26 protein-coding genes, 1 tRNA gene and 3 pseudogenes are annotated in these 25,362 nt (G+C 59.2%); 17 read left to right on the top strand and 13 right to left on the bottom strand.

The window, feature by feature from the left end:
* The 6 genes and pseudogenes from PH551_RS21280 to PH551_RS21255 all read right to left on the bottom strand — a co-directional run.
* On the bottom strand, positions 1 to 207 hold a 207-nt coding region (locus PH551_RS21280; protein WP_285194838.1), incomplete at its 3' end, for a helix-turn-helix domain-containing protein.
* A gap of 390 nt (positions 208 to 597) precedes the next feature.
* Positions 598 to 1,551 carry a glycosyltransferase family 92 protein gene (locus tag PH551_RS21275; protein WP_285194837.1) on the bottom strand — a complete coding sequence of 318 codons (954 nt, stop codon included), beginning with the start codon at positions 1,549 to 1,551 and terminating at the stop codon, positions 598 to 600.
* A gap of 41 nt (positions 1,552 to 1,592) precedes the next feature.
* Positions 1,593 to 2,513 carry an IS3 family transposase gene (locus tag PH551_RS21270; RefSeq protein WP_285194848.1) on the bottom strand — a complete coding sequence of 307 codons (921 nt, stop codon included), beginning with the start codon at positions 2,511 to 2,513 and terminating at the stop codon, positions 1,593 to 1,595.
* Complete coding sequence (locus PH551_RS21265) at positions 2,444 to 2,596, bottom strand: hypothetical protein (RefSeq protein ID WP_285194836.1); 153 nt, start codon at positions 2,594 to 2,596, stop codon at positions 2,444 to 2,446. Before PH551_RS21265 ends, PH551_RS21270 begins: the two co-directional genes overlap by 70 nt.
* Positions 2,596 to 2,946 (bottom strand): transposase, encoded by a 351-nt coding sequence (locus PH551_RS21260; protein ID WP_285194835.1) that lies wholly within the window; start codon positions 2,944 to 2,946, stop codon positions 2,596 to 2,598. Before PH551_RS21260 ends, PH551_RS21265 begins: the two co-directional genes overlap by 1 nt.
* A 182-nt stretch (positions 2,947 to 3,128) precedes the next feature.
* A pseudogene (locus PH551_RS21255) lies at positions 3,129 to 3,404 on the bottom strand (ATP-binding protein); the annotation flags it as partial.
* On the opposite strand from PH551_RS21255, the gene PH551_RS21250 reads away from it, so the two are divergent.
* The 3 genes from PH551_RS21250 (at position 3,315) to PH551_RS21240 (ending at position 5,423) form a co-directional block, all read left to right on the top strand.
* Positions 3,315 to 3,560 (top strand): hypothetical protein, encoded by a 246-nt coding sequence (locus tag PH551_RS21250; protein ID WP_285194834.1) that lies wholly within the window; start codon positions 3,315 to 3,317, stop codon positions 3,558 to 3,560. The pseudogene PH551_RS21255 and the gene PH551_RS21250 sit on opposite strands and share 90 nt — an antisense overlap.
* Before the next feature lie 272 nt (positions 3,561 to 3,832).
* Entirely contained in the window at positions 3,833 to 4,660 is an 828-nt protein-coding gene (locus tag PH551_RS21245) for a 3-deoxy-manno-octulosonate cytidylyltransferase (RefSeq protein ID WP_285194833.1), read from the top strand.
* 73 nt (positions 4,661 to 4,733) lie between these two features.
* Entirely contained in the window at positions 4,734 to 5,423 is a 690-nt protein-coding gene (locus tag PH551_RS21240; RefSeq protein WP_285194832.1) for a glycosyltransferase, read from the top strand.
* Between the two features lie 86 nt (positions 5,424 to 5,509).
* Here the strand turns inward: PH551_RS21240 and PH551_RS21235 are convergent, their stop codons facing one another.
* Positions 5,510 to 6,250 carry a membrane-anchored protein gene (locus PH551_RS21235; protein ID WP_285194831.1) on the bottom strand — a complete coding sequence of 247 codons (741 nt, stop codon included), beginning with the start codon at positions 6,248 to 6,250 and terminating at the stop codon, positions 5,510 to 5,512.
* Between the two features lie 795 nt (positions 6,251 to 7,045).
* Between PH551_RS21235 and PH551_RS21230 the strand changes: the two genes are divergently transcribed.
* From PH551_RS21230 to PH551_RS21220, 3 genes are all read left to right on the top strand, one after another.
* Positions 7,046 to 7,585 (top strand): 2OG-Fe(II) oxygenase, encoded by a 540-nt coding sequence (locus tag PH551_RS21230; protein WP_285194830.1) that lies wholly within the window; start codon positions 7,046 to 7,048, stop codon positions 7,583 to 7,585.
* Complete coding sequence (locus tag PH551_RS21225) at positions 7,582 to 7,767, top strand: hypothetical protein (protein ID WP_285194828.1); 186 nt, start codon at positions 7,582 to 7,584, stop codon at positions 7,765 to 7,767. The genes PH551_RS21230 and PH551_RS21225 overlap by 4 nt, the downstream gene beginning before the upstream one ends.
* A 106-nt stretch (positions 7,768 to 7,873) precedes the next feature.
* Positions 7,874 to 9,367: an ArnT family glycosyltransferase gene (locus PH551_RS21220; protein ID WP_285194827.1), complete on the top strand. Its 1,494-nt coding sequence runs from the start codon at positions 7,874 to 7,876 to the stop codon at positions 9,365 to 9,367.
* Between the two features lie 147 nt (positions 9,368 to 9,514).
* Here the strand turns inward: PH551_RS21220 and PH551_RS21215 are convergent.
* Positions 9,515 to 9,695 (bottom strand): annotated as a pseudogene (locus PH551_RS21215) (IS3 family transposase); the annotation flags it as partial.
* Between the two features lie 342 nt (positions 9,696 to 10,037).
* On the opposite strand from PH551_RS21215, the gene PH551_RS21210 reads away from it, so the two are divergent.
* Both PH551_RS21210 and PH551_RS21205 read left to right on the top strand, forming a co-directional pair.
* Positions 10,038 to 10,235 (top strand): hypothetical protein, encoded by a 198-nt coding sequence (locus PH551_RS21210; RefSeq protein WP_041936667.1) that lies wholly within the window; start codon positions 10,038 to 10,040, stop codon positions 10,233 to 10,235.
* On the top strand, positions 10,225 to 12,288 hold the full coding sequence (locus tag PH551_RS21205) for a recombinase family protein (RefSeq protein WP_285194826.1): 2,064 nt from the start codon (positions 10,225 to 10,227) through the stop codon (positions 12,286 to 12,288). The genes PH551_RS21210 and PH551_RS21205 overlap by 11 nt, the downstream gene beginning before the upstream one ends.
* Positions 12,289 to 12,311: 23 nt before the next feature.
* On the opposite strand, the pseudogene PH551_RS21200 reads toward PH551_RS21205, so the two are convergent.
* From PH551_RS21200 to PH551_RS21190, 3 genes and pseudogenes are all read right to left on the bottom strand, one after another.
* A pseudogene (locus tag PH551_RS21200) lies at positions 12,312 to 13,112 on the bottom strand (IS3 family transposase); the annotation flags it as partial.
* Between the two features lie 153 nt (positions 13,113 to 13,265).
* Positions 13,266 to 13,339, bottom strand: a tRNA-Gln gene (locus tag PH551_RS21195).
* Positions 13,330 to 13,581, bottom strand: coding sequence for a hypothetical protein (locus PH551_RS21190; RefSeq protein ID WP_285194825.1), 252 nt, complete (start codon positions 13,579 to 13,581; stop codon positions 13,330 to 13,332). The genes PH551_RS21195 and PH551_RS21190 overlap by 10 nt, the downstream gene beginning before the upstream one ends.
* A 1-nt stretch (position 13,582) precedes the next feature.
* Between PH551_RS21190 and PH551_RS21185 the strand changes: the two genes are divergently transcribed.
* The 4 genes from PH551_RS21185 to PH551_RS21170 all read left to right on the top strand — a co-directional run bounded on the left by PH551_RS21185 (position 13,583) and on the right by PH551_RS21170 (position 18,019).
* The gene (locus tag PH551_RS21185; RefSeq protein ID WP_285194824.1) at positions 13,583 to 15,139 is read left to right on the top strand and encodes a Ppx/GppA phosphatase family protein; all 1,557 of its coding nucleotides are present in this window, start codon (positions 13,583 to 13,585) and stop codon (positions 15,137 to 15,139) included.
* A gap of 10 nt (positions 15,140 to 15,149) precedes the next feature.
* Entirely contained in the window at positions 15,150 to 15,857 is a 708-nt protein-coding gene (locus PH551_RS21180; protein ID WP_085777067.1) for an RlmE family RNA methyltransferase, read from the top strand.
* Between the two features lie 397 nt (positions 15,858 to 16,254).
* Positions 16,255 to 17,529, top strand: coding sequence for an O-antigen ligase family protein (locus PH551_RS21175; RefSeq protein WP_285194823.1), 1,275 nt, complete (start codon positions 16,255 to 16,257; stop codon positions 17,527 to 17,529).
* Positions 17,530 to 17,635: 106 nt separating this feature from the next.
* Complete coding sequence (locus tag PH551_RS21170; RefSeq protein ID WP_285194822.1) at positions 17,636 to 18,019, top strand: VOC family protein; 384 nt, start codon at positions 17,636 to 17,638, stop codon at positions 18,017 to 18,019.
* 5 nt (positions 18,020 to 18,024) lie between these two features.
* Here the strand turns inward: PH551_RS21170 and PH551_RS21165 are convergent, their stop codons facing one another.
* Positions 18,025 to 19,449, bottom strand: coding sequence for a DHA2 family efflux MFS transporter permease subunit (locus PH551_RS21165; protein ID WP_285194821.1), 1,425 nt, complete (start codon positions 19,447 to 19,449; stop codon positions 18,025 to 18,027).
* A gap of 239 nt (positions 19,450 to 19,688) precedes the next feature.
* On the opposite strand from PH551_RS21165, the gene PH551_RS21160 reads away from it, so the two are divergent.
* From PH551_RS21160 to PH551_RS21150, 3 genes are all read left to right on the top strand, one after another.
* Complete coding sequence (locus PH551_RS21160; RefSeq protein ID WP_285194820.1) at positions 19,689 to 20,681, top strand: MBL fold metallo-hydrolase; 993 nt, start codon at positions 19,689 to 19,691, stop codon at positions 20,679 to 20,681.
* Between the two features lie 275 nt (positions 20,682 to 20,956).
* Complete coding sequence (gene guaB, locus PH551_RS21155) at positions 20,957 to 22,441, top strand: IMP dehydrogenase (protein ID WP_085777072.1); 1,485 nt, start codon at positions 20,957 to 20,959, stop codon at positions 22,439 to 22,441.
* A gap of 2 nt (positions 22,442 to 22,443) precedes the next feature.
* Positions 22,444 to 22,998: a hypothetical protein gene (locus tag PH551_RS21150; RefSeq protein WP_285194819.1), complete on the top strand. Its 555-nt coding sequence runs from the start codon at positions 22,444 to 22,446 to the stop codon at positions 22,996 to 22,998.
* 7 nt (positions 22,999 to 23,005) lie between these two features.
* Here PH551_RS21150 and PH551_RS21145 read toward each other — a convergent pair whose 3' ends face one another.
* Complete coding sequence (locus PH551_RS21145) at positions 23,006 to 23,923, bottom strand: LysR family transcriptional regulator (protein WP_285194818.1); 918 nt, start codon at positions 23,921 to 23,923, stop codon at positions 23,006 to 23,008.
* Between the two features lie 93 nt (positions 23,924 to 24,016).
* On the opposite strand from PH551_RS21145, the gene PH551_RS21140 reads away from it, so the two are divergent.
* Positions 24,017 to 24,772 carry an SDR family oxidoreductase gene (locus PH551_RS21140; RefSeq protein WP_285194817.1) on the top strand — a complete coding sequence of 252 codons (756 nt, stop codon included), beginning with the start codon at positions 24,017 to 24,019 and terminating at the stop codon, positions 24,770 to 24,772.
* Positions 24,773 to 24,877: 105 nt separating this feature from the next.
* Positions 24,878 to 25,294: an MAPEG family protein gene (locus PH551_RS21135; protein WP_183702864.1), complete on the top strand. Its 417-nt coding sequence runs from the start codon at positions 24,878 to 24,880 to the stop codon at positions 25,292 to 25,294.
* Positions 25,295 to 25,362 lie beyond the last annotated feature (68 nt).

Below are 25,362 nucleotides of genomic sequence, written 5' to 3'. Positions count from 1 at the left end.
GTCGGCCCGTTCGCCGGACAAAGTCCGCTGCTTGCGACCGCCGACGCGGCCGGGCGTCAGAGCGCCGGTCTCCGCAAGGCGCTTCTTCCACTTCGAAACACAGGAGGGAGCAATCGCAAGTGCTGCTGCGATCGATCGTATCGTTTCTCCGGTGTTCAGGCGCGCCATCGCCCGTTCGCGAAGATCCTCAGAATATGGGTGCGTCATCCTTGCCGGCCGTCCTTTTCCGGTAGGACAGAGAATCATATTTCAGCTGATTTGCGAATCTGCGATTCTGAAAAATCGAAGCGTGCTCTAGGTCACTCCAGTCGCGAACGTCATCAAGGCCAGTAGCCCAATTGCTGCGCGAAAAGGCCGGACATATGGGCGCACCAGCCCTCGGAATATCAACGATTGAACACCTTGACCGCAGAGCCGTTCCACATATGGGAATCCCGCAACGATTCCGATAAGCAAGGAATTGCTCTAGAAAAAATGACGGGTGGCCATTCGCAGTTGGCGGCGATCACGGATTTTGCGGAAATGAGCCGGCGACCGGATCGGCAACAAACCGTCCCGCAGCCGTTCTCTTGTCCTGACGAAAGAGCGGCGGTGCGGTTAAGCCCTCCTGCAGGTAGAGAGCCTCTCCCTCAGATCGGGAATAAATCGTTGTATCGTATCGTCCGGTTGGCTGAACTCTTCAATTTGTCGGAACAATCCCCAGCGTTGCTCGGCATCGGCCGGGAGATGAGGTCCACGCACATTGGATCCGTTGACCTTCGCCGCGAATTCCTCATGCGAGCGCGTATAATAGTGATTGAAGCGTATAGTATTGGCCTTGAGCTTTAAGGGATCCTCCCTTGGATAACGTGGTAGCGGTTCGCCGTCCTCGTTCACGCCGATCTTGTTCGTGCCTTTCAGGTTGAACCAATGGGCGCTCTCGATCGATCTGATCTGAGCTGGCTGAACGATTGATTTGACGTTTAGAAGCTTTGGATATTCGCGCTGGGCATCCATGGGGACTGCCTGTCGGAAGTTCTCCGTGACCAGACCCGTGGGCCGAACCGCGTGGCCGCTCGTTCCAAAATTGACACCGGCGACGCAAATCGCCTGTTCCTGCTCCCGCGCCTGCAAAAAATCGATCAAGGAAGCCGCATGCATCGGAAACATGAATTCATCGAGGTCGAAGAAAGCCATCCAGCGGCTGCGTGATCCGAAATTGCTGACGGCATGAGCATAGGCTAAAATCTGGGTGTTTGCCCAAACGTTAAAGGGACGCCACGGCACGACAGTAACAATACCGGCATTCTCATAGGCTCTCAGTATCGACAAGGACTGATCCGTCGAGCCGTTGTCATAAATATAAAAGTGAGAAATGCCAACCAGCAGATGAAATTGAATCCACTCATCGAGATACTCACCCTCATTCTTTGCGACTGTGACGCACGACAAATAATGATCAGGGTGTGTCGTCACGACGGACTGCGGAACAACGATGGGTTCCCTTACGAGAATTTTTCCGTTGCGGGCCTGGCGGCGTTTTCTGAGCGTGTCCTTAAGCCCGCGCCACATATGCGTTATTCTCTCCTGACAGTCATCCTTGTAAGCCTGCATCAGACAGCTAAGCTCGACGTCGTCGAAACGCAAGAGGCGGCGAACTCAGGGAGGAGGGCCTTGCCTTGCTGATGCAATTTATCCAGCAACCGCCGCGGTGCTGAGGCTCGTCTGCGAGTCCCGAGACATCTGAAACCCGCCAGGCTGTCAACCGGCGCACAAAACTGACCCCTATCTGGAGTGCGCCCCTCGGGGTGGACACTGATCAGGCTGCTGTTTTGCCAACCTGCCGGATGTGTTGATCCTCGAACTGTTTTGGGCTCAGATAGGCCGAGTACCGAATGGAGCCTGCGCTTGTTGTAGACCTCCTCGATGAAGTGGGGAAGATGCTCGGTGACATCGTCGAAGGCTTCAAAAGCTATGGGATAGACCGCCTCGACCTTGAGCGTCTTCATGAAGCTCTCGGCCTTAGCATTGTCGTAGGGATTACCTCTGCGGCCCATCGAGCCGATCAAACCGTGGTCGGTCAGAAGCTGCCGATAAAGCTCGGCAGCATATTGCGAGCCGCGATCGGAATGGTGCATGCAGCCCAGTGGCGGCTTTCTGCGATCAATGGCAGTTCTCAAGGCCGCGGCCGTAAGGCGTGCGTCAATTGAGCGGCCGATGTCGTAGCCGACGATAAGGCGAGACCAAGCATCAAGGATGATGGCGACATAGATGAAGCGGGTCGGCAGCGCGACGTAGGTTATATCGGAGACCCAAAGCTGGTTGGGGCCGGTCGGGATGATATCCATCGCCAGGTTCGGGAAGATCGGGCCGTGGTGGACACTGTCTGTTGTGGCAATGAAACGCCGCCTGATCTTCGGCCTCGGATCGTGTTCGCGCATGAGGCGGCGAATTTTCTTGTGGTTCACGACAGACCCTGCTGCCGCAGGGCCGCACCGACGCGGCGGTAGCCGTAGAACTCGAACTCTTCGCAGATCGCGAACATCGCTTCGACGATGGCGGTGTCGTCGGCGGGACGTTCCGGAAGGTCATAATAGGTGGAGCGCGCGATTTCCATCAGTCGGCATCCTTCCGCGACGGAGATGCCGCAGGGCCGGTGATGACGGATATAGTCCCGTTTTTCGGGCGCGGTGCGCTTTTCAGAGCCCCCTTTAGAAACTCCAGTTCCAGAGCCTGCTTGCCAACCAGCCGCTCCAGCGCCGCGATCCGAGCCTCGTATTCCTGGATGATATCGGCGGCCTGCTCATCGTCGTCGAATGCACCTTGCTCGTGCTTCTGAACCCAGATGCGGATAAGGTTGCGAGACACGTCGTGGCGTTTTGCCAGACCATGCAGCGTTTCGCCGGCGAGGAATTCCTGCGCGACCTGGCGTTTGAATTCCACGCTGTGACTGCGGTGCTTTGCCATGGGTGATCTTTCCGAAAACCCGGAAGGCCGGTCAATTCCTCATCCCGATCTGTCCACCCCGAGGGGCGCACTCCAATCGGCGTCCAATGTTGATGCCCTACAAGCGATCAGCACTTGGCACGCCCGGCGCTGGTCGGGGTTGCAGAGGGTGGGCCAAGTGCGGGTGATGGGGACCTTCGGCTTTAGCTTTGAGATCGGTTCTTGAATCCCCAGGATTCGTTTCCGGTCTCGATGACCTCGCAGTGATGAGTGAGCCGGTCCAGCAGCGCAGTCGTCATCTTGGCGTCGCCGAAGACAGAAGGCCATTCGCCGAATGCCAGGTTGGTGGTGACGATGATCGAGGTGCGCTCGTAGAGCCTGCTGATCAGATGAAACAGCAATTGCCCTCCGGCCTGGGCGAACGGGAGGTAGCCGAGTTCATCGAGAACAATGAAGTCGAGACGGGTAAGGTGATCGGCAGTGATCGAAGGCTGCGCGAAGTGTGGAAGCTTCGGCTTTTCGCAATCGAAGACGGTCGAGACGCATTGGAGGTGCGTCGAGCTCTATCCGTATTGGGACGAGATCAAGAGCCGGAGCTCCTCGAGATGATTGCTGGGCTGATCCTGTGCGCCTAGCGGGGCGACATTTTGTCTGGTAATTTGCAATTGCAGCGCGTTCTCAAGCTAACTAGTTTAGTCTTGCTTCGTGGGCTGGAATTTTTGAGCAGAGGGCCGTGATGTCCTGCCCTAATGTCAATACGGTGCGCGAATCTGTGGTCCCGCCGCAAGACTTGCTGCTCCCGGAAATTGTCGCAAGAGCGTAAGTCGACGACGAGAATATTGAATTGGCACCGGCCGATGCGCCGAGAGCATTGTTGAGAAATTGCATGTAACTGCGGCGGAGGCGAATGAAAGTTTTCGATGTCTTGACGGCGGATACGTGGAAGGCGTTGCTGTCGCGCTATTCCCATATCGTGCTGGTAGCAAACAGCGAGGCAGTCGACTTCGAGCGGCTGCGGAGCGAATTGCCGGAGACGGCGCTCTACGTCTTCTTCAACAAGGTCTACAAGGTGCTCGACGAACCCTTCGCCGGGCATGCGGTGCTGGTGGCCCGCAGCGGCGTGATGGGCGCCAATATCGTTCACCGACGCGAGGTGGGGGATGTTCTGCGCTTCTTTGGCGGCGACGATTTTCTGGGCGTCGTCAATATCCGGGTCTCCGTCGAGGAAAATTTCAGCGAAAAGAGCTGCTTCGAAGGCGCTAAGGCCCGTCACCTCGATCTGACGCAAATGCTTGCCGATCTCTATCCGATCGGCAAGATCGCGACGAGTGGCTTTGCTGTAGCGCTGTGGCTCGCCGATCTGCAGTTGCCGGGCAAGATCCTGCTTGCCGGCTTTTCGGCGAAGCGGAGCGAGAAGTGGAAGGTGTTCGACGTTCACGATTGGACGTTCGAGCAGATCTTCCTGCGTCTCTTTGCGCGCATGGGTTCGATCTCGATGATGGGCGGCGTCGATGCCAGCCCCTATTCGGCGCTTGCCAAACGGTTTCCTGAGGTGCCGCCGATCGAGATCGCGATGGCTGCGGCTGAGGTCTTGTCGGAGCGGCTCGACAATACGAACAGCCAGATCGACAGGCTGATGTCCGTCACCAAATTCATCCGCGCCGTCGATAATTTCTTTCGGCGGTTCAAACCGAAAACTCGCAAGCAGCGTTTTCTGGAAAAACCCAACGAATAATTGTAGCTAACTTAGCTGACGTGGTAGAGCTGCCTCTAAGTTCAATCCGCTTCTATGGTTCTCGGGGTACAAAATGGAACAACAGACTGTCCGAATTTTTGTGGGATTTGATTCCAAGGAAGTCGTCGCTTATCACGTCCTGGTGCAGAGCATCATTGAGAAATCCTCGCTTCCGGTCGAGTTCTCACCGCTCGTGCTTTCAAATCTCAGTGGAGTATTCAATCGCGAACGCAATGCGCTCCAATCCACTGAATTCTCCTTCTCGCGTTTCCTGACGCCCTATCTCAGCGGTTATCGGGGTTGGAGCATCTTCATGGATTGCGACATGCTGATGCGGGCCGATATTGCCGAGGTTTGGGCCTTGCGCGACGAACGTTACGCCGTCATGTGCGTCAAACACGATTACCAGCCGAAGATCGACACCAAGTTCCTCGGTCAGACGCAGACCAAGTATGAAAAGAAGAACTGGTCGAGCTTCATCATGTTTAACAACGACAAGTGTCGAACACTGACGCCCGACTACGTGAACACGGCGACCGGCCTGCAATTGCATCAGTTCAAGTGGCTGGAAAATGATGATCAAATCGGCGAATTGCCGGTGACGTGGAACTACCTCGTCAACGAATATGACTATCGCGAAGACGCCAAGAACGTCCACTTCACCGACGGTGGACCGTATTTCGAGAAATACAAAGACGATGATTACGCTGAAGAGTGGTTCGCCGCTCGAGAACGCATGCTATTTGTACAGCAGGGCGCGTAGGGACGCTTAAAAGGCCGCAAAACCGCTGTTACATTACCCGGAGAGAATTCTCCGGGTGATACCTTTGGCGGTCGGGTATCCTTCCATCAAGCAAGATTTACTTGCCCGTTGCCCTGCCAGAGCGGCAGGCCGACATTCTCGGCTACTTGAGGATCGGCGGTGTAGATGGGGTAGCCGAGCCGGACAAGCCTCACTAGCGTTTCGCTGTCCGTTCGGACATGTTTACGCTCCAGATTGGCGTGATTGTAGACATGCCCTGTGGAGTTCGGATTTATCCCTGAAAGTATCACTGCCGTCGCGCCATTGTAGAGCGCAAAAAGCACTGCGATGATGCCGTTTGAACACTTGGTATCGGCGTCGAGCTCAAGATTTAGCTGGCCGCTGACCTTGTGCAATAGAGCGATCCGCTGATAGCGATCGATGATGTGGGCCTCAGTGCAGCGGTAGCCAAATGCTTCGAGACCTGCCTGCAAGCGCTCGCGGCCATGCCGCCAGGCCAGCACGTAAAGCGAGCCGGTGCGCTTTCCGCCGAGAACGCGTCTTGTTTCTATGGCACTCTGATTGGTGCCTTCGATTTCGTTATAACCCATCAACGTGATGTCAGGCGCCTCGATGCCCCAGGACTGAAGCGCGAGTTGTGATGCGTTCACGGAAATGATCCGATAAGTAGCGTCGAGGCCTAGCGGCTTATGAGAGGTCGGCGCCGACCCCAGCACCACCACCGGCCCATTAAAAGGCGCTGGGGTAATCGGCGGCTTGGGGTTCCGCAAGACATATTTGATCCGGCGGGAGATGTATTTCTTTGCCGTCGCAAATGTCGTCAACATCGGTAATATCGCTTTGAGGGTCAGCCGGATATAACATCCAGGCTTCACGGTAAGCAAGGCGATTGCCTGCGGAACAAGATTGGAGACAAAGGGGGGCCTCGCAAAATCGACCTATCCGGTGGCAACACTGCCAGAGAGGATTTGCTGTCATAGCCTGACCGCTTGCAAATTCACAGAGGTTGACAAGTTCATGGACGCTTACGCGAACATCTACCTGGCGATCCGGCCCCCTGGTTTTACCAGCGATCGATAGCCACGCCCCGTTATGCGTTCGACACCGCTGCGGGACGATACCTCGTCCTCTGCTTCTTCGGATCGACCTCGCATCCGGCGAGCAAAGCCGCAATAGCGGCAGCTCTTCAAAGATCGGACATGTTTGATGATGTCAAGGCATCGTTCTTTGGTGTCACGATCGATTCGACTGACGAAACTGAGCAACGCGTTGCCGAGCGGTATCCGGGCTCCCGCTTCTTTTTTTGGACTTCGACGGCGCCATCAGCCGCCTCTATCGGGGATTCCGATCGACGCCAACCCCGGAGACCGCCAGGTGCCTGTACGCCAGCTCTTGGTAGTACTTGACCCTACCATGCGTGTTCTGAAGGTGCTTCCGTTTGCGCAAGACGGAAGCGATATCGAGGCCGTGTTGTCGCTTGTGGCCGCATTGCCTCCGATCGACCGGTTCACCGGCATCGAACTCCACGCCCATCATCGTAGTTCCTAACGTATTCGAACCTGAACTTTGCAAGAAGCTGATAGATCTCAACGAGCAGAACGGCGGTAAGGAATCAGGTTTTCATGCGCGAGGTCGACGGCAAAACTGTCGAGGTCAAGGATCATGGCGACAAACGCCGTAAGGACCACGACATCCAGGAAAAGGACATCATCGCCGAAACGCAGGGGCGGTTCATGCGCAGAATCGTGCCGGAAATGCAGAAGCTCCATCAGTTTACCGTCATCAGGACGGAGCGATATATCGTCTCCTGCTATGCGGCTGAGGACAAAGCCCATTTCCGCCCCCATCGGGATAACACGACTAAAGGCACAGCACACCGCCGATTTGCCCCCTCAGTGAACCTGAACGATGATTTCGATGGCGGAGAAGTAAGTTTTCCCGAGTACGGCAGTAGGAGCTTCAAGGCTCCGGCCGGAGGCGCAGTGATCTTCTCGTGCTCTTTGCTTCATGCCGTTTCAACGGTTGCGCGAGGACGCCGCTATTCGTTTCTGTACGATGATGCGGTCGCAAAGATACGTGAGGCCAACAACGCCTTCCTTGCTGAAGGCGTTGGTAGCTATATTGCTGATAATCAGACAACTGCACCTCCGAGATCCAAGTGATGCTTCGCCCGGGACTTCACGTCGGTGCCGTCGGAATCGACGAGGCGCAGTTCGAGCGGGCGCTCGTCTCAAAGAAGAATGCGACAGCGTCGGGGCAGCAGAACGGCGAATCACCGGTGCGAAAATACTTCACCGTTGAACGCGAAGGATTTAAGGAAGCGCAGGCTTTTTATGAGAAATGAAGGTTGCGTCACAACAGCGGAGTTGATGGCGATGGCGAACTCTTCCACGCCGGCAATCCGGGCGGCGACCGGTAGATGACGGCACTGGCCTGACTTGGAGATCGATGTGTTGGAGCGGATTACCAAAAGTCTTACGAACGCAAGCATTTTTCTGGCGGGATATTTCCTGCTGAATATCGTACTTCGCATCGCCTTGCCCCATACGCTCGATCTCGACGAGGCGGAGCAATCCTTCTATTCACAATATCTGCTTGCCGGCTACGGCCCGCAGCCGCCCTTCTACAACTGGCTGCAATATACCATCGTTTCGGTGACCGGCATATCGATGTGGGCGCTTTCGGTACCCAAGAACATCATCCTCTTCGGCTGCTATCTTTTCTATGGCCTGGCTGCGCGCGAGGCGCTGAAGGACCGTCTGCTCCCACCCATCGCAATGCTGAGCCTGATTACCCTGCCACAGGTCGGGCTGATGGCGCAGCGCGAACTGACCCATACTGTCGCGCTGCTGTTTGCGACCTCGCTCTTTCTCTTCGGTTTTTTCCGCACGCTGCGCCAGCCGACGATCGGGAGCTATCTTGTCATCGGCATCGCCACCGGCATCGGTCTAATTTCCAAATATAACTTCGCGATCCTGCCGTTTGCTGCCTTCATCGCCGTGTTCCCGGACAGGAAGTGGCGCAGCCGCCTTTTCGACTGGCGTCTGCTGCCGGCGATCGCAATCGCCATTCTGATCGTGCTGCCGCACGCGCTCTGGCTGCCCGATAACCTCGCCCGCGCTTCGCTGCCGACCCTGAAGCGGATGACCGCCGAGCATGAGGCAGCCGCCGGCCTTCCGCGCATCGGACAGGGACTGCTGTCCCTCGTCATCGCCGTCCTCGGCTTCGTCGCATTGCCGATCGTTCTCTTCGCGGCAGCCTTCCGACGGGATATCTTCCGTGCGCGTTCCGCGTCCAGCCCGATGATCCGGGTCATCGAGCGGATGATGATCGTCAGCCTGCTCGCCTTCGTCGGTGTCGTCATCGTCGCCGGCGCGAGCGATATCCACGAGCGCTGGCTCGACCCCTGCCTGCTCGTCCTGCTGATTTATCTGTTCCTGAAGCTGGAAACCGCAGGCTTCGATCTTTCCGCCGGCCTTACACGCTTCCGGCCTGTGGTGCCGGTCTTCATGGTCGTCATACTGGCGATCCTTCTGCTGCGGATCGTCGCGATACAATATATCGGCACCTATACGAGAACCAACGTGCCCTTCTCCGGCTACGTGGCCGAACTGACCGCCACCCGCAAGCCGGTTCTGATCGTAGCGGAAACCAAGTTCGTGGCCGGCAACATGAAGCTGGAATTCCCTGACGTTCCCGTCGTGATCCCCTTTTTTCGAGGTTCCGGGGTTCCCGAATATGCGACTGCCAAGGGGCCGGTGCTCGTAATCTGGCGCGGCGAGACCGCCGATGACCCAACAATTTCCCCCGATTTCGCGAACGGTCTCGTGAGATCGGGCATTCACCTGCAGGAGTTGAACACGCTGACCTTGCCCTATCTCTTTAGTGGCGGCAAACGCAGCTTCTCCATTGGTTACTCCTGGGTGGAAGGCGGCGCGAAATAGCGTTACGGCAATCAGCCGATTGCGGAGAAACCGGCATTGCCCGCTGGCAACGGGCGGACTCGTGACCCTCGGCCTGCCGCCCGAACGGTGCAGACGAGGCCGTGGCGAGCGTCGTCGCCGAGCAACAGTGACCTGCCACCTGAATTTTCATCCGGCGGCGATTAGAGCTTCGGCGGTTTTGAATACGCCAAGTGGCGCGGGTGTGAGCAACCGGCGGAAACGCGAAGCTTTCATCTCGCGCAGCGTTGGAGCCGGTTGCGGCAATGGTATCGGCATAGCTTGCCGGGGTCTGTTATCCGAGCGATGAATGCGGCCGGAAATTGTTGTACAACACGACGACAGAACGCCCACGGGACCGAGGTTCGCGAGCTTTTGTATCCGTGGCATCCCTGGTCCGGACGGCTCGTTCACGTGCATGAGGCGGTGTCCAAAGGGACGCATATTTTCCGCTGCAGCCTTTCTGGTTCTTCTTCTGGTCGACTTATTGAGGTCCCGTCGTGGATGTTCGATCGATCAGTAAGTGGTTGTTGGCGCAGCCTGCCGGTTCCGCACGTCGATCTCGCAAGCCTGCATATTTTGGCAAGATTGCTGAAGGACGCTGATGCCTCATCGCATTCTTCGGTAATGGGCGCAGCATTGGTCTCTCACGAAACGAGTCGGAGAGATGTTCATGCCTCGCCAGCCCATGACATGCCAGTTCGATCTGTTCTCGGCCCCGCAGCGGGGGAAGACGGCAGGGACGCCGCAATGGCCGGAGTTGCCGGAGGAGACCCGCCAAGCATTGACGGTGCTCATCGTGCGGCTGTTCGTCGATCACGCAAAGTGCGGACATGCCTCGCAACAGAAGGAGGCCGGTCATGATGCATGACAAGATCGGGCCGCATCATCTGGAGCGGAAGGCCATCCTCTATGTTCGGCAGTCCTCGGCTCACCAGGTTCTGCACAATCGAGAGAGCAGCGCACTCCAATACGCCATGCGCGACCGTCTGGCAGCGCTTGGATGGTCACATATAGAAACGGTGGATGACGACCTTGGTCGTTCGGCCGCCGGCGGCGTGACCCGCGCTGGATTTGATCGGATGGTGGCGGAAGTCTGCCTTGGCAAGGTCGGCGCCGTGGCCGCGCGTGAGGTATCGCGCTTCGCCCGCAACAGCCGCGATTGGCAGCAACTCATCGAGATGTGCCGCGTTGTCGATACCGTCCTGGTCGATCAGGAAGCAGTTTATGCGCCCCGCCAGGGCAACGACCGCCTGCTCTTGGGTTTGAAGGGCAGCCTCAACGAATATGAACTCGATCTCTTGCGTCAGCGTTCCCTTTCCGCCCGCTATGAGAAGGCTCGCCGCGGTGAACTCGTCGTCACTGTTCCGGCCGGCTTCGTAAAGGCTGGTGATAGGATCGAGAAGGATCCAGACCGACGCATCCAGGAAGCCATCGCACTCGTCTTCAACAAGGTCACCGAACTCGGGAGTGCCCGGCAGGCCTTGCTATGGTTCCTTGAACAGGGGTTGGACCTGCCCGTCAGGTGCGCCAACGGTGACGTCATCTGGCGCAGGCCAAATTATGCCACCATCCACCGGATGATTGCGAACCCGATCTACGGCGGCGGTTATGCTTATGGTAAGAGTCGTTCCGTACCGGGATACGATGGTCGATCTGGAATTCGCCGCAAGGCGCGTGATGAATGGCTTGCCCTGATCCCGGACGCGCACGAAGGTTACATCAGTTGGGAACGGGCGGAGGAGATCCGCAAGACGGTCAGCGACAATGTACCGGCCAGTCGCCATCATGGAGCGCCGAAGCATGGCGACGCTCTGCTTGCCGGCCTGTTCCGCTGCAAAAGGTGCGGCCGGAAGCTGACGGTTCGTTACACAGGAGCCAACCATAACATCCCGCGCTATTCCTGCTGGCGTGGTCTACTCGATAATGGCGAACCACGTTGCATCGCCTTCGGCGGTCTGCGGGTCGATGATGCGATCGAGGAGGCGCTGCTCGGCGTGGTCGAACCGGGAGCCATTGCCGCCGCCGTCGAGGCGGAACGCAATATGGCCAGCCAACGCGATCAGGTTCAGGATGCCCTGCTGCGCGACCTCGAGGCAGCGCGCTATGTAGCCGACCGGGCATTCCGGCAATATGACGCGGCTGATCCGGAGAACAGACTTGTAACATCAGAGCTCGAAGCGCGCTGGAATAGGACACTCGCACGCGTCGGCGAAATCGAGACCAGGATTGCCAAACATCGGACAGTTACGCCGCAGCCGTTCCCCATGTCCGCATCACAGGTAACCGCACTTGCGGGAAACCTTCGCACCGTCTGGACGGCGCCGACAACCGATGCAAGGCTGAAGAAGCGCATCGTGCGCACGCTCATCAATGAAGTGGTCGCCGATCTCGATGATGGAACCTCTGAGATCGTCCTCGTCATTCATTGGGTTGGAGGCGTCCACACCGAGCTGCGCCTGCCGAAGCGACGCCGTGGCCAAAGAAACGCGACCCCTGACGACATTGTCGACGCCGTGAGACAACTCGTCTTGATCGCCAATGATGATGTGATTGCCGGTGTCCTCAATCGCAACGGACTGACCACCGGCAATGGCAATCGCTGGACACGGGAGCGGGTCACCGCGCTGAGGTCATACCGCAAGATTCCGGTCTTCCGTCCCCAGATCGACGGGGTCGAGCCATGGCTTAATCTGGGCGGTGCGGCGAAGTTACTCGGGATAACGCCAAAGACGCTGCGGCTGGCGGCCGAGGCTGGCGATATTGAGGCGGTTCATCCGCTACCCGATGGCCCATGGATCTTTAGCCGTTCAAAACTTGCGACCCCACAAGCACGTCTGATCCTCGATCGTGCCCGGAAGAACCCTCGCCACGCCGCGGGATCGCCTCCAGATCAGGAAAACCTATTCCCTTCAATGGCATAGAAAGATGGGCGTTATGAAACAGGATTGTAATCGTCGGCCCATTCAGTAATGGCTCTGCGGGCGTGATCGAGGCCCAAGAACAGGCTTTCGTTGAGCAGCTCGTCGCGCATGCGCCCGTTGAAACTCTCGACATAGCAGTTCTGCATTGGCTTCCCCGTCGCGATGTAATGCCACTCCACCTTGTGATCCCTCGACCAGGCGAGAATGGCATTCGACGTTAGTTGGCTGCCGTTGTCGGAGACAATCATTCCGGGCTTGCCGCGTCGTTCGATCAGCGCCATCAGTTCTCGGGCGACACCTCAACCAGAGATGGACGTGCCCGGGATCGCTGCCAGGCATTCACGCGTCACATCATCGACGATGTTGAGCACGCGAAACCTCCGTCCGCAGGCGAACTGGTCGTGGACGAAGTCCAGCGACCAGCGGGCATTGGCTTTCGCCTTGACCAGGATCGTTGCACGCGTGCCGACAGCACGGCGCCGAGCCTTTCGCTTTCGAAGGGAAAGCCCTTCCTCGCGATAAAGACGATAGATGCGATTGACCCCGGACGGCTCGCCATCCCGCCGAAGCAGGCGAACAGCCGACGGTAGCGGAAACGCTGACGCTCGTTTGCAAGCTCACGCAGCGTCGCTCGCAACTCGGTCTCCGGCGGTCGGTTCGACTGGTAGCGGATCGTCTGACAGGCCCGCCGTTCCGAAAGACCCATGACGGCCTTCAGATGCATGACGGCTTCACGCTTGGCGGCAGGCCCTACCATTTTTTGCAAGGAGCTCGCGGAGCGCTGCGGCGTCCAACATCTGCTCGGCCAGCAGCTTCTTCAGTCTTAGGCGGGCCGGCGTGTCGCATACATGTCGCACGGAGCTGCCGTCAATAAATGAGAGCCGTTGTAGACATTGAGAAATTTCTTGCAGTAAATACGACGTGAAATCGGCAGCAAGAAGCAGCGGCGATGACTGTATGTTTTGCTGGAAAAATTTTGGCTGGGGAACCTGGATTCGAACCAAGATCGACGGAGTCAGAGTCCGCTGTTCTACCATTGAACTATTCCCCAGCAAGCGAACCGGTGGGCGGTTCGGCTGGTGTGCGGCGCTTATAAACAAAAGCCCGGCGATTGCAAATACCTGTTTTGAAAAAAATCGGCCTTCTCAGCTGGGGGTGAAACTCTTCGGCAAAGCCCTCTGTCAAAAAAGAATTTGGTGATTTTGGCGGGCGCTGATATTCTTGCGGCAACGCAAAAATCAAATGAGCGCCTGCTGCATATCTCAAGGACTTGCGCGGCGCGGTGGAAAACAACGTGGAAGACCCCGAAGGCGGCGCGAAGCCGCAATTTGACGGGGCGACGGCGGCAGGGCGTAGGGACGGCAAGAAGTCCAGGCGTCGCAAGGGCAAGCGCGGCGGGCAAACCCGCAGCGCAGCTCAAGCCGCTCCGCATGAGCTCTCCGGCAGTGCCGGGCAGCCGGCGCGCCCCATGGACGATGCGGCCGGACATCCGGCTCGCAAGCGAAAGCGCCGCCGTCGCGGCGGTCAAGGTGTTTCGCAGGACGGTTCGATTCAAGCCCAGGCGATCGAACAGACAGGCGCGGCAGCCAGTGCCGCCCGGTCCGATGGCGAACAGGCATCAAGCCGGCGCAACCGCCGCAAGCATCGCGGCAAGCGCGGGCTGCAGGGCCGGCCGCTGTCGTCGGCAAAGCCTTCCCATGTCCCGCTGCAGGAAATCCGCGTCGAAGAGTCGGCGCGTAGTGCCGTCCTGCACGAGATGCAGAACGGCGCGGCCGCCGGCCGCAAAGGTCGCCAGGAGAGCAACGGTCACCAGGGGGATCGCCAGGCTGGCGAGCACGCATGGCCGGAAGAACTCTATGCCGCGCTCGATCTCGGCACGAATAATTGCCGTCTGCTCATTGCCCAGCCGACCCGGCCGGGTCAGTTCCGCGTCGTCGATGCCTTTTCCCGCATCGTACGCCTCGGCGAGGGTCTTGCCGCCAGCGGCCGTCTCTCTGACGAGGCGATGGAAAGGGCGATCGAGGCGCTGAGGATCTGCGCCGGCAAGCTCAGGAACCGGGAGATCCGCCGCATGCGGTTGATCGCCACCGAAGCCTGCCGTCAGGCGGTCAATGGTGCGGAATTCCTAGGACGCGTCGTCGCCGAAACCGGCCTTGAGCTTGAGATCATCGACCGGGAGACCGAGGCGCGGCTTGCGGTCTCCGGCTGCTCCTCGCTGGTCGGCCGCGAGACCCGTTCCGTCGTCCTATTCGATATTGGCGGCGGCTCATCGGAGATCGCCGTCATCCGTATCGGCGATAGTCGCTTCAGCCGGCTCGCCAATCACATCACCCACTGGACCTCGCTGCCGGTCGGCGTTGTGACGCTGTCGGAACGTCACGGCGGGCGCGACGTGACGCCGGATGTTTTCGAGGGCATGGTGCGCGAGGTCGAAGCCATGCTCGGATGCTTCGATTGCCCGGAGATCGAGATCGCTGAGACCGGCGATTTCCACCTCATCGGCACGTCGGGCACGGTGACGACGCTTGCCGGCGTCCATCTCGACCTGCCGCGTTATGACCGGCGCAAGGTCGATGGCATCTGGCTCTCGGATGACGAGGTTTCCGCCATGCAGGCAAAGCTCCTCTCCTGGGATTTCGAAAGCCGCGCCGCCAATCCCTGCATCGGGCCGGACCGGGCCGATCTGGTGCTGGCTGGCTGCGCCATCCTCGAGGCGATCCGCCGCCGCTGGCCGAGCCCGCGCATGCGCGTTGCCGATCGCGGCTTGAGGGAAGGCCTGCTCACCGACATGATGGCCGACGACGGCGTGTGGCGGCGAAACCGCAACCGCCGCGGCCAGCGGGCGAAATAAGGGGAAGGGCATGACAAAGGCACCGATCGCGGGAAACCGCACCGGCCGGAAGCTCGGTCAGCGCGTCAAGAACAAGAAGATGAAGGCATCCTCCCGCCAATGGCTGCAGCGCCACATCAACGATCCCTATGTGCAGCGCGCCCAGCTCGAAGGCTATCGCGCCCGCGCCGCCTTCAAGCTCCTCGAGATCGACGAGAAATACCACATCCTGCGCGGCGCCAGGCGAATCATCGACCTGGGGGCGGCTCCCGGCAGCTGGTCGCAGATCGCCGCCAAAGTCACCGGTTCGACGGATGAGGACGTGCGTGTGGCCGCGATCGATTTCCTCGAAATGGCCCAGCTTCCCGGCGTCAAGATCCTGCAGCTCGATTTCCTCGACCCCAGTGCGCCGGAAAAGCTGATGGAGGCTGTCGGCGGCACGCCCGATCTCGTTATTTCCGATATGGCCGCGCCGACCACGGGCCACCACCGCACCGATCATCTTCGCACCATGCATCTGTGCGAAGTTGCGGCCCATTTCGCCATCGAGGTGCTGGGGGAGGGCGGGCATTTCCTCACCAAGACCTTCCAGGGCGGCACCGAGCGCGACCTGCTCGCCATGCTGAAGCAGAACTTCCGCCAGGTCGTCCATGTCAAGCCGAACTCGTCACGCGCCGAATCGGTCGAGATGTTCCTGCTGGCAAAGGGTTTCAAAGGGCGCAAGGCGGAAGCTGAATAGCAGGCTTGATCTTCGGGAAGTCTTGTCTGATGATCCTCGATCCGGGTTTTCTTATGTCGGTCCAAGTCTTGTGGGAGACAAGACTGCCCTAGCGGCGCATTCGATCGTGTCCATACGGTTCCGGGCAAGGATAGCTGCTAAACACCGCTCGATTAACGGTGTCTTGCATGCAAGCGATACCGATCAGAGATCAAATCAGCCTGCACCTCGGCGTGTCTTTCTGCCGATCAACTTGATCCGTGCGTCGCGTCGTTGATCATTGTGGAAATTGGGTTACGGCGATTTGGAATTCTGTTGTCTGAACACCGCATTGAATAAGGTTATGGATTGCGCCCCGGCTTGACAGCCGACATCACGATCCGTAGCGAGGCAGGACCGATACGATTAGGCCGGTAAAATGAAATACTTTAAACAACTCATGATAGAAGTGCTTTATCCCGGAAATGGAGCTGCAAGTGCAGACGATCGAGACAACGGCATTGCGGTTTTTCTCTTTGCAATCGTTCCAGGACTTTCGCCGAACTTTAACTCCTTCATCCTCCTCGCGTCGATGCTGTGGGGCGCCTACTGCCTGGCGACAGGCCGCCTTGCCTTGAACCTGTCGAGATCCGACCGGCTGGTTGCCGTTGGGATGTCGATATACCCGTTGGTGATGATCGCGAGCATATTCATCAATCCGCCTTACTCCGAAGAATTGCACTGGATACTCCGGCTGCTGCCCTTCTTTTCGATCTGGCTGGTATTGCCGCGGATGCGCCAATCTCCCGATGGCCGTCTCGTGCCGCTCTTCATCCTCGGCGCTGGGATCGGCATGATCGTTACTTTTCTGCTCAGTCTCCTGCAGATCGCGTTTCTTATGGACCGGGCGGAGGGCGGGACAACGAACGCTGCACTGCTCGGGATCATAGGCATTCTCTTCGGCGGCATTGCGCTCCTCAACCTTCAATCTCCCAAAAGCATGGAGCAAAGGATTGCGATTTTGGGATATGCCGCGGGTATTGGTTGCGTTCTGCTGTCGGGAACGCGTTCGGCCTGGTTGGTTATTCCCGTCCATCTCATCATCTTTCTCTGGTATTTTCGCAAACATAGCTTCCATCTGAGCCTGCGCAGCCTCGGCATCATAGGCTCCCTACTATTGGTGGGCCTCATTGCCTTAGGCAGCGGCCCGATCCTTCATCGCATCGAAGCGTTGCGAGGGGAACTGCCATCGCTGGAACGCACCGACGGTGAGATCACCTCGCTCGGTGCGCGGTTCGCTTTGTACAAAGGTGCACTATCGGCAATCAGCAAGGACCCGTTGACTGGTTACGGCCCGCAAAACCGGATGGCTTCGGTTCTGGCGGAGTTGCCTGATAACATAAGGCCACAACTGTCTTTCACACATGTCCACAACGGTTTTCTGACCGCTGGAATCGATGCCGGCGTTTTCGGCATCGCGGCGCTTTCGCTGATGCTGCTGACACCGGTGATCGGCGCGTGGAGAAAAGAAGCCGGGCCGGGCCGCGATCTGGCGATTGCGCTCGCTCTTCTGCTCTTCAGCAGCTACGTCATAACCGGCAGCTTTGGCATCATGTTCAACCAGAAGGCTCTGGACCCTATCTTCGCCTATATGGTCGCACTTATCTGCACGGATCGAGGCAGCATACGCTTTGCGCCCGTTGTTTCGAGCTGACGTCTTGCATATTGGAGGCGGCTGGCCAAGGGCTTCAAAGGCCGCAAGGCGGAAGCTGACGCAGAGCAAGCTTGATCTCGGGGCGATCCCAGCCGATGATGATCCCATGCTTCTTTACGTCACCCTCGGAACCAACGACCTCGACCGCGCAGGGCATTTTTACGATGCCGTTCTGCCGGTGCTCGGCTATCGTCGCCAGCTTTGTTCGCAGGAGGAGATCGGCTATTCTGTGCCAGGCGATACGCGCTGCCGCTTCTGGGTGGTGACGCCCTTCAATCGCCGCCGGGCGACATCAGGCAATGGCGCCATGGTCGCATTCACAGCCGAGACGCGGGCAGCCGTCGATGCCTTCCATGCGGCGGCTATGGCGGCAGGCGCCGCCGATGAAGGCGGGCCGGGTCTGCGCTCCTACCATGCCCATTTCTATGCCGCCTATGTCCGCGATCTCGACGGCAACAAACTCTCTGCCGTCTGCGAGAGCCCTGAATAGGAAGCTCATTTCACTCCTTGCTGCTCGGCCTCGATCGCAGATGCCGCCACGCGTCTCGAGCGGTGGCCGGAAACGAGCGCGCCTGCATTGCGATCCATGCGGATGAAGGGAATGGTCGCAATCACCGTCAGTCCCGCAATGATGTAGAAAGCCAGATGGAAATCGGCCACATCAAGCGGCTCGCCCCTGATATAGATCGAGGTCTCCAATATTGCGGCCGCCACCGCGACGCCAAGCGCCAAGCTGACCTGCTGCATGACGGAGCTCATCGATGTCGCCTGGCTGGCTTCGGCATCGTTGATATCGGCGAAGGCAAGCGCATTGACGCCGGTGAACATGAAGGAGCGGGAGAATCCGCCGAGAAGCAGCACGCCGATAATGACGAGATGCGGCGTTGCCGGCGTGAAGAGGCCGGTGACGATGGTCACGAGCGTCGTCACCATGGCGGCGCCGATCAGCGTCGTGCGAAAGCCGGTGGCGGCGAAAACGCGCTTGGCCATGAACTTTGTGGTGATCGCACCGATCGCTCCGGCAAAGGTGATGAGACCGGATTGGAACGGCGTCAGCCCGAAGCCGAGCTGCAGCATCAGCGGTGTCAGGAACGGCATGGCGCCGACGCAGATTCGAAAGAGATTGCCGCCCATGGTCGAAGCCCGGAACGTCGGATTTTTGAACAGATTGAGGTTGAGGATCGGCGCCGGGTGGCGCTTCGCATGGCTGATGTAGAGGACGCCGCAGCCAAGGCCGACCAAGGTCGCGGTGATGCCGATGATCGGCGGCAGGGCCGGCAGGCTTACCACCGACAGGCCGAAGACGACGCCGGCGGCTGAAAGCGAGGTCAGCACGAAGCCCGTGAAATCGAGCTTCGGCGGCGCCATCGCTTCCACCTCCGGCAGGAAGATCGTTGCAAGCCAGATGCCGATGATGCCGACCGGCACGTTGATCAGGAAGATCCAATGCCAACTGAAGTAGGTGGTGATGAAGCCGCCGAGCGGCGGGCCGGTGAGCGGGCCGACGAGGGCGGGGATAGTCAGCAGCGCCATGGCCGAGACAAGGTCGCTGCGCTGCGTGGTGCGCACCAGGACGAGACGGCCGACCGGCGTCATCATCGCGCCGCCCATGCCCTGCAGGAACCGGGCGAAAACGAATTCGACGAGATTGGAGGAGACGGCGCAGAAGATCGAGCCAATGACGAAGACCGAGATGGCAAGGCGGAAGATCTTCTTGGCGCCGAACCTGTCGGCCATCCAGCCGCTGACCGGGATGAACACCGCCAGCGCCACCATGTAGGAGGTCAGCGCCAGCTTCAGCGTGATCGGCCCGACATTGAGATCCCTGGCGATTGCCGGGAGCGCCGTCGAAATCACGGTGGAGTCCATCTGCTCCATGAAGAGAGCGACGGCAAGGATCAGCGGGACGATGCGGTTCATAGGCGGGAGCCTTGATAGGCTGCGGATCGGAGCAGGGAAGGCACTTGCTGTGTAGACGCAGTTCCAGGGCCTGCCAATCCTTCAATCCGCTTCGATCGCACGTTTGGTTCACGTCTGCGTGAGATGGCTTGCGCGAAAACCTTCCCTATCAAGATTGGCAGATGTTCCGGACAGAAAATCCGGGCAGACACATCGTCGGGGCAGCGCGGCGGCACACTGCGCATCAAAGGGGAGTGGATATGGCAATCTCAACGCATATAAAGCGGCGCACGCTTTTTGTCGCAAGCCTCGGACTGTTGGCGGCGCCGATGATTTTAAGAGAGAAGGCCGAAGCGGCCGTGACTGGAGAAAGCAGCACTATGGATGCAGCGCCTTTGCCCGAAATCGATCAATTCAAGCTTGGTTCCTACAAGGTTACCGTCGTGCGCGACGGCATCAACATCTCCGAAAAGCCCCATGAAACCTTCGGCACCAATCAGGACCCCGAAACGGTCAAGGCATTGCTGACCGCAAACTTCCTGCCGGCAGATAAATTTCTCAACGGATATTCGCCTGCCCTCATCGATACCGGCTCGGATGTCATTCTTGTCGATACCGGCTTCGGTGCAGCCGGGCGGGTGCGCGGCGCCGGCCGCCTTGCGGAAGGCTTGAAAGCCGCAGGATATTCAGCCGACGACGTCACCGTCGTGGCGCTCACCGATCTGCACGGCGATCATATCGGCGGCCTGACGGAGAATGCCGCAGCTGCCTTCAAGAATGCCCGCTATGTCATCGGCCAGGCGGAATATGACTTTTGGTCGAACAAATCACGCGAAGGTACGCCCGCCGAAGGCGGCCACAAAGCCGTGCTCGCCAACGTGACGCCGCTCGTCGAAAAAGCCACCTTCATCAAAGACGGTGACAGCGTTGCGCCCGGCATGACAGCGATGCTGGCAGCCGGTCACAGCCCGGGCCACATGGTGTTCCATGTTGAATCCGAGGGTAAACGCCTGGTGCTGACCGGCGATACGGCCAACCATTATATTCTGTCGCTGCTGCGCCCGGATTGGGAAGTGCGCTTCGATATGGACAAGGCACAGGCGGCAGCCAGCCGCCGCAAGGTTTTCGACATGATCGCCACCGAGAAGATCGCCTTCCTCGGTTACCACATGCCTTTCCCGGCGGTCGGTTTCGCCGAGAAGCAGGATGGCGGCTATCGTTTCGTGCCGAAGACCTATCAGTTCGACATTTGATCCAGGGCGGTTCAGCTTTCACCGAAGGAGGAACCGCTCGATCCCCTTGTTTGGCGCGATTTCCGGCAAACCTGCTTCGCGATTTAGCTGGGAATTGCTCTCCGTGCATGGCACCCATGACGAGCCCGGCCGATGTACCGGGCTTTTTGCTATTTCCTTCCTGTCATAGACGTGTTACCAGCCCTCGCCAACTTCCAAGCAACTCATGCACACCGCCGGGGCGGACGATTCGTTTCCGGGGCCGGTTGCATTTTCTTAAACGAAGGAATTTGGCCATGGCACGCATCATTGAAACGGCAACCGGCGCGGACGCGCTTACCTTCGACGACGTGCTGCTGCAGCCGGGGCACTCCGAGGTCATGCCCGGCCAGACGAACATCGCCACCCGCATCGCCCGCGACTTCGATCTCAACATCCCGATCCTCTCTTCAGCCATGGATACCGTCACCGAAAGCCGGCTGGCGATTGCCATGGCCCAGGCGGGCGGCCTCGGCGTCATCCACCGCAACCTGACGCCGATCGAGCAGGCCGAAGAGGTCCGCCAGGTGAAGAAGTTCGAAAGCGGCATGGTGGTCAACCCCGTCACCATCGGCCCGGAAGCGAAGCTTGCCGAAGCGCTCTCCCTGATGAAATCGCATGGCATCTCCGGCATCCCGGTCGTCGAGAAGTCCGGCCGCCTCGTCGGCATCCTCACCAACCGCGACGTCCGCTTCGCCTCGGATCCGGAGCAGAAGATCCATGAACTGATGACCAAGGACAATCTGGTCACCGTCAAGGAGAGCGTCGATCAGCAGGAGGCCAAGCGCCTGCTGCATTCGCATCGCATCGAGAAGCTGCTGGTCGTCGACGCCGAAGGCCGCTGCGTCGGCCTCATCACCGTCAAGGATATCGAGAAGTCGCAGCTGAACCCGAACGCCTCCAAGGATGCGCAGGGCCGGCTTCGCGCCGCCGCCGCCATCAGCGTCGGCGACGACGGCTTCGAGCGCGCCGAACGGCTGATCGAGGCCGGCGTCGACCTCCTGGTCGTCGATACCGCCCATGGCCATTCGCAGCGCGTCCTCGATGCCGTGACCCGCGTCAAGAAGCTTTCCAACTCGGTCAGGATCATGGCCGGCAACGTCGCAACCTATGACGGCACCAGGGCGCTGATCGATGCCGGTGCGGACGCCGTCAAGGTTGGCATCGGCCCGGGTTCGATCTGCACGACGCGCATTGTCGCCGGCGTCGGCGTTCCCCAACTCGCCGCCATTATGTCGGCCGTCCAGGCCGCCCAGGATCAGGATGTGCCCGTTATCGCCGATGGCGGCATCAAATTCTCCGGAGACCTTGCCAAGGCAATCGCCGCCGGCGCCTCCGCCGTCATGATCGGCTCGCTGCTCGCCGGCACCGATGAGAGCCCGGGCGAGGTCTATCTCTACCAGGGCCGTTCCTTCAAGGCCTATCGCGGCATGGGCTCCGTCGGCGCCATGGCCCGTGGCTCGGCTGACCGCTATTTCCAGGCTGAGGTGCGCGACACGCTGAAGCTCGTCCCGGAGGGCATCGAGGGTCAGGTGCCCTACAAGGGACCTGTCTCGGCCGTCGTCCACCAGCTCGCCGGCGGTCTCAAGGCCGCCATGGGTTATGTCGGCGGCAAGGACCTGAAGGATTTCCAGGAGCGCGCCACCTTCGTGCGCATCTCCGGCGCCGGCCTTCGCGAAAGCCACGCCCATGACGTGACGATCACCCGCGAGAGCCCGAACTATCCGGGCGCCGGCCTCTGATCATGAAGGCGGGCAGCGCAATTCCGCTCTGGATCGTTGCGCTGCTCGCCGCCCTTTGTCTTGCCGTGCTCGCCTGGACGACCTTCGGCTTCGTCGTGCCTTTCAAGCACGAAACCGGGCAGGCGGTACTCGACACCTATTTCGCCGGTTACGACGAATCGGCCGTCTTCCACATGCAGAAGCTGCTCGATGAAAACGAGACGGCGGCCAAATTGCTCAGCGCCATGTATTTCGGGCCGGAGCTGATGTTTCCGGCATTGCTCACGACGCTGCTGTTCCTTGTCTTCGTGAGGCTCGGCCCCGTCGGCTCGTGGTTCGGCCGGTCACTTCATCCGCTCACAGCCAAGGTGATCTATCTGCTGCCTTTCATCTACGGCATCTCGGACTACGGCGAGAACATTTCCAGCCTGATTGCTTTCGGCAACGGCGCATCTGCAGGTCCTGCAATGCACGTGCTGCCGTGGATGACGCGGTTGAAATTCGCAAGCCTCGCTATCTGCTTCATCGTCGCCGCCCGGCTTGCCGTCGCCCGTTGGCTGTCGACAGGCCAGGACTGAAGCGGCATCAGCTCTTTCGCCGCCAAACCGGATTTGACAGTCTCGCCATCATGAAATCGGAAAGGACCTCGACCTTCGCTGGCCGGTTGCGAGCAGAAGGTGTGACGAAATACAGTGCGCCTGTTGGCAGCGTCCAGCCGGGAAGGACCGGCTTCAGCCGGCCGTCTATGAGATAGTCATGTGCGAGAAACTCGGGTAGCTCGATGATCCCGAGGCCGCGTAGCGCCATTGGCACCAAAGCTTGCGAATTGGTGGCCTTGAGAGAGCCACTTGGTACGATGACCTCCTCCTTACCTTCACTGTTGCGCAGGCGCCAGACATCCTGCCGCGCCCTGTAGGAGTATCCGAGGCAATGATGAGCCGCTAGTTCGCTCGGATGTTCCGGCACGCCGTACCGATCGAGATATGCGGGTGCAGCGAGAATGAAGCGATCCACCGGCGTCAGCCTGCGCGCGACCAATGACGAATCCGGCAGCACCGCGATTCTGAGCGCCGCATCAAAGCCGTCTCCCACGATATCGACGACGGCATCGCTCATGTGCAGGTCGATCGAAATCTCCGGAAAGAGCTCGAAAAACTCAGGCAGGACCGGCGCCAGCCAGCGTGTCCCGAAGGCCATCGGTGCGGCAAGCCTGATGAGCCCCTTCGGCCGGGTGGCAATCTCCCTCGCAGTGTCCTCTGCCATCTCGGCTTCCGCATAGATTCGTGCGGCGCTGTCGACCAGTCGCAGGCCGAATTCAGTCAACGCGAGCTGCCGAGAGGTGCGGTTAAAGAGCCTTGCCCCCAGCCTGTGCTCAAGACGGCTCACGGCGCGCGAAACGGTCGGCACTGACACGCCGAGCGTCTGTGCAGCCCGAAGGAAAGAACGCTCTTCGGCGACCTTCGCAAACATCGCCAGACCCTCGAAATCCGGAAACTTGTTCATTTCATTCCTGAAACAATAGCTTTCAATTCTTTCTATTCCGAAAGAATGCCCCCGTCCATATCTCAGCTTCAGTCGAGCCAAAGGAGACGACAAATGACACAACGATTGAATGCGAAGATTGCGGTTATCACCGGCGCCACGTCTGGCATTGGCCTTGCAACGGCCAAGCGCTTCATCGCTGAGGGCGCACGGGTTTTCATCACAGGCCGTCGCAAGGACGTTCTCGATGCGGCAGTCGCTGAGATCGGCGGCGGGGTTGTGGGAATTCAGGCTGACTCAGCCAATCCAGCCGACCTCGACCGCCTCTATCAACGGGTGAAGGCAGAAGCTGGGAAAGTCGACGTGCTCTTCGTCAACGCGGGTGGCGGCTCCATGTTGCCCCTCGGCGAAATTACCGAAGAGCAGTATGACGACACGTTCGATCGGAATGTGAAGGGAGTTCTCTTTACGGTGCAGAAGGCCTTGCCACTGCTTTCGGCAGGATCATCGATCATCCTGACAGGATCGACAGCAGGCTCGACCGGGACACCTGCCTTCAGCGTTTACGCTGCATCGAAAGCCGCTCTGCGCAGTTTTGCGCGCAACTGGATCCTCGACTTGAAGGATCGCGGGATTCGGGTCAACACGCTTAGCCCTGGTCCGACGGAAACGACCGGACTGGTCGAATTGGCGGGTAAGGACCCAGTGCAACAGCAGGGCCTGCTTGACGTCCTGGCGGCCCAGGTGCCAATGGGCAGGGTCGGCCGTGCCGAGGAAGTTGCCGCTGCCGCACTCTTCCTCGCTTCGGAGGATTCCAGCTTCGTCACCGGTGCCGAACTCTTCGTCGATGGCGGCAGCGCCCAGGTGTGAAGACGATATCGGGTTTGCGGATGCCGGCGGCGAGCCGCTGGCATCCGCTTATCCTTTCCGCTAATGCTGCCAATGACATACGAAAGCGGAAAGGAAGTGGCGATCATGACCGGCTATGAAATCTTCTGGCCACTCCTTGCCCATGTGGCCCTGGTCTATGGTCTCTACGCGCTTCTTGGCTTGAGGCGAAAGAAAATGGTCCGAGCCGGAAAAGTCGCTCGGTCGGATTACCGAGAAAATCGCGGCGAGCCGGTCGAAAGCCTCGTTGTGAAGAACGCTCTCGCCAACCAGTTCGAACTGCCGGTGCTCTTCTATGCCTGCAGCATTCTCCTTTATATCACGCAGGCCGACAACATCTTCACCGTCAGTCTTGCGTGGATCTTCGTCGCGCTGCGTTATGCTCACGCCGCCGTTCACGTCACCAGCAATGAAATGCGCTATCGCAGTCCTCTTTTTGCGGCAGGCTACCTTGTGCTCGCTGTCCTGTGGGTCTGGCTCGCTGTGTGGATGGCGATGGACTGACTTGCGTCGATCGCACCTGACCGAACGCGCGCCTGTACCAAGGTAGGTCCGCCGCTTATCCCTGTTCT

Source organism: Rhizobium atlanticum (genome assembly GCF_030182485.1).
In the GTDB taxonomy this organism is placed as follows: domain Bacteria; phylum Pseudomonadota; class Alphaproteobacteria; order Rhizobiales; family Rhizobiaceae; genus Rhizobium.
This window is presented reverse-complemented; position numbering and strand designations above follow the sequence as displayed.

Bases quoted from the DNA above. Each gene is read 5' to 3' on its own strand.
- PH551_RS21260 (WP_285194835.1), bottom strand. From the start codon at position 2,946: ATGGCAAAGCACCGCAGTCACAGCGTGGAATTCAAACGCCAGGTCGCG.
- PH551_RS21180 (WP_085777067.1), top strand. From the start codon at position 15,150: ATGACAAAGGCACCGATCGCGGGAAACCGCACCGGCCGGAAGCTCGGT.
- PH551_RS21275 (WP_285194837.1), bottom strand. From the start codon at position 1,551: ATGTGGCGCGGGCTTAAGGACACGCTCAGAAAACGCCGCCAGGCCCGC.
- PH551_RS21150 (WP_285194819.1), top strand. From the start codon at position 22,444: ATGAAGGCGGGCAGCGCAATTCCGCTCTGGATCGTTGCGCTGCTCGCC.
- PH551_RS21205 (WP_285194826.1), top strand. From the start codon at position 10,225: ATGATGCATGACAAGATCGGGCCGCATCATCTGGAGCGGAAGGCCATC.
- PH551_RS21140 (WP_285194817.1), top strand. From the start codon at position 24,017: ATGACACAACGATTGAATGCGAAGATTGCGGTTATCACCGGCGCCACG.
- PH551_RS21230 (WP_285194830.1), top strand. From the start codon at position 7,046: ATGCGCGAGGTCGACGGCAAAACTGTCGAGGTCAAGGATCATGGCGAC.
- PH551_RS21145 (WP_285194818.1), bottom strand. From the start codon at position 23,923: ATGAACAAGTTTCCGGATTTCGAGGGTCTGGCGATGTTTGCGAAGGTC.
- PH551_RS21235 (WP_285194831.1), bottom strand. From the start codon at position 6,250: ATGTTGACGACATTTGCGACGGCAAAGAAATACATCTCCCGCCGGATC.
- PH551_RS21245 (WP_285194833.1), top strand. From the start codon at position 3,833: ATGAAAGTTTTCGATGTCTTGACGGCGGATACGTGGAAGGCGTTGCTG.
- PH551_RS21135 (WP_183702864.1), top strand. From the start codon at position 24,878: ATGACCGGCTATGAAATCTTCTGGCCACTCCTTGCCCATGTGGCCCTG.
- PH551_RS21170 (WP_285194822.1), top strand. From the start codon at position 17,636: ATGCTTCTTTACGTCACCCTCGGAACCAACGACCTCGACCGCGCAGGG.
- PH551_RS21250 (WP_285194834.1), top strand. From the start codon at position 3,315: ATGAAACAGCAATTGCCCTCCGGCCTGGGCGAACGGGAGGTAGCCGAG.
- PH551_RS21210 (WP_041936667.1), top strand. From the start codon at position 10,038: ATGCCTCGCCAGCCCATGACATGCCAGTTCGATCTGTTCTCGGCCCCG.
- PH551_RS21175 (WP_285194823.1), top strand. From the start codon at position 16,255: ATGAAATACTTTAAACAACTCATGATAGAAGTGCTTTATCCCGGAAAT.
- PH551_RS21165 (WP_285194821.1), bottom strand. From the start codon at position 19,449: ATGAACCGCATCGTCCCGCTGATCCTTGCCGTCGCTCTCTTCATGGAG.
- PH551_RS21240 (WP_285194832.1), top strand. From the start codon at position 4,734: ATGGAACAACAGACTGTCCGAATTTTTGTGGGATTTGATTCCAAGGAA.
- PH551_RS21160 (WP_285194820.1), top strand. From the start codon at position 19,689: ATGGCAATCTCAACGCATATAAAGCGGCGCACGCTTTTTGTCGCAAGC.
- guaB (WP_085777072.1), top strand. From the start codon at position 20,957: ATGGCACGCATCATTGAAACGGCAACCGGCGCGGACGCGCTTACCTTC.
- PH551_RS21265 (WP_285194836.1), bottom strand. From the start codon at position 2,596: ATGGAAATCGCGCGCTCCACCTATTATGACCTTCCGGAACGTCCCGCC.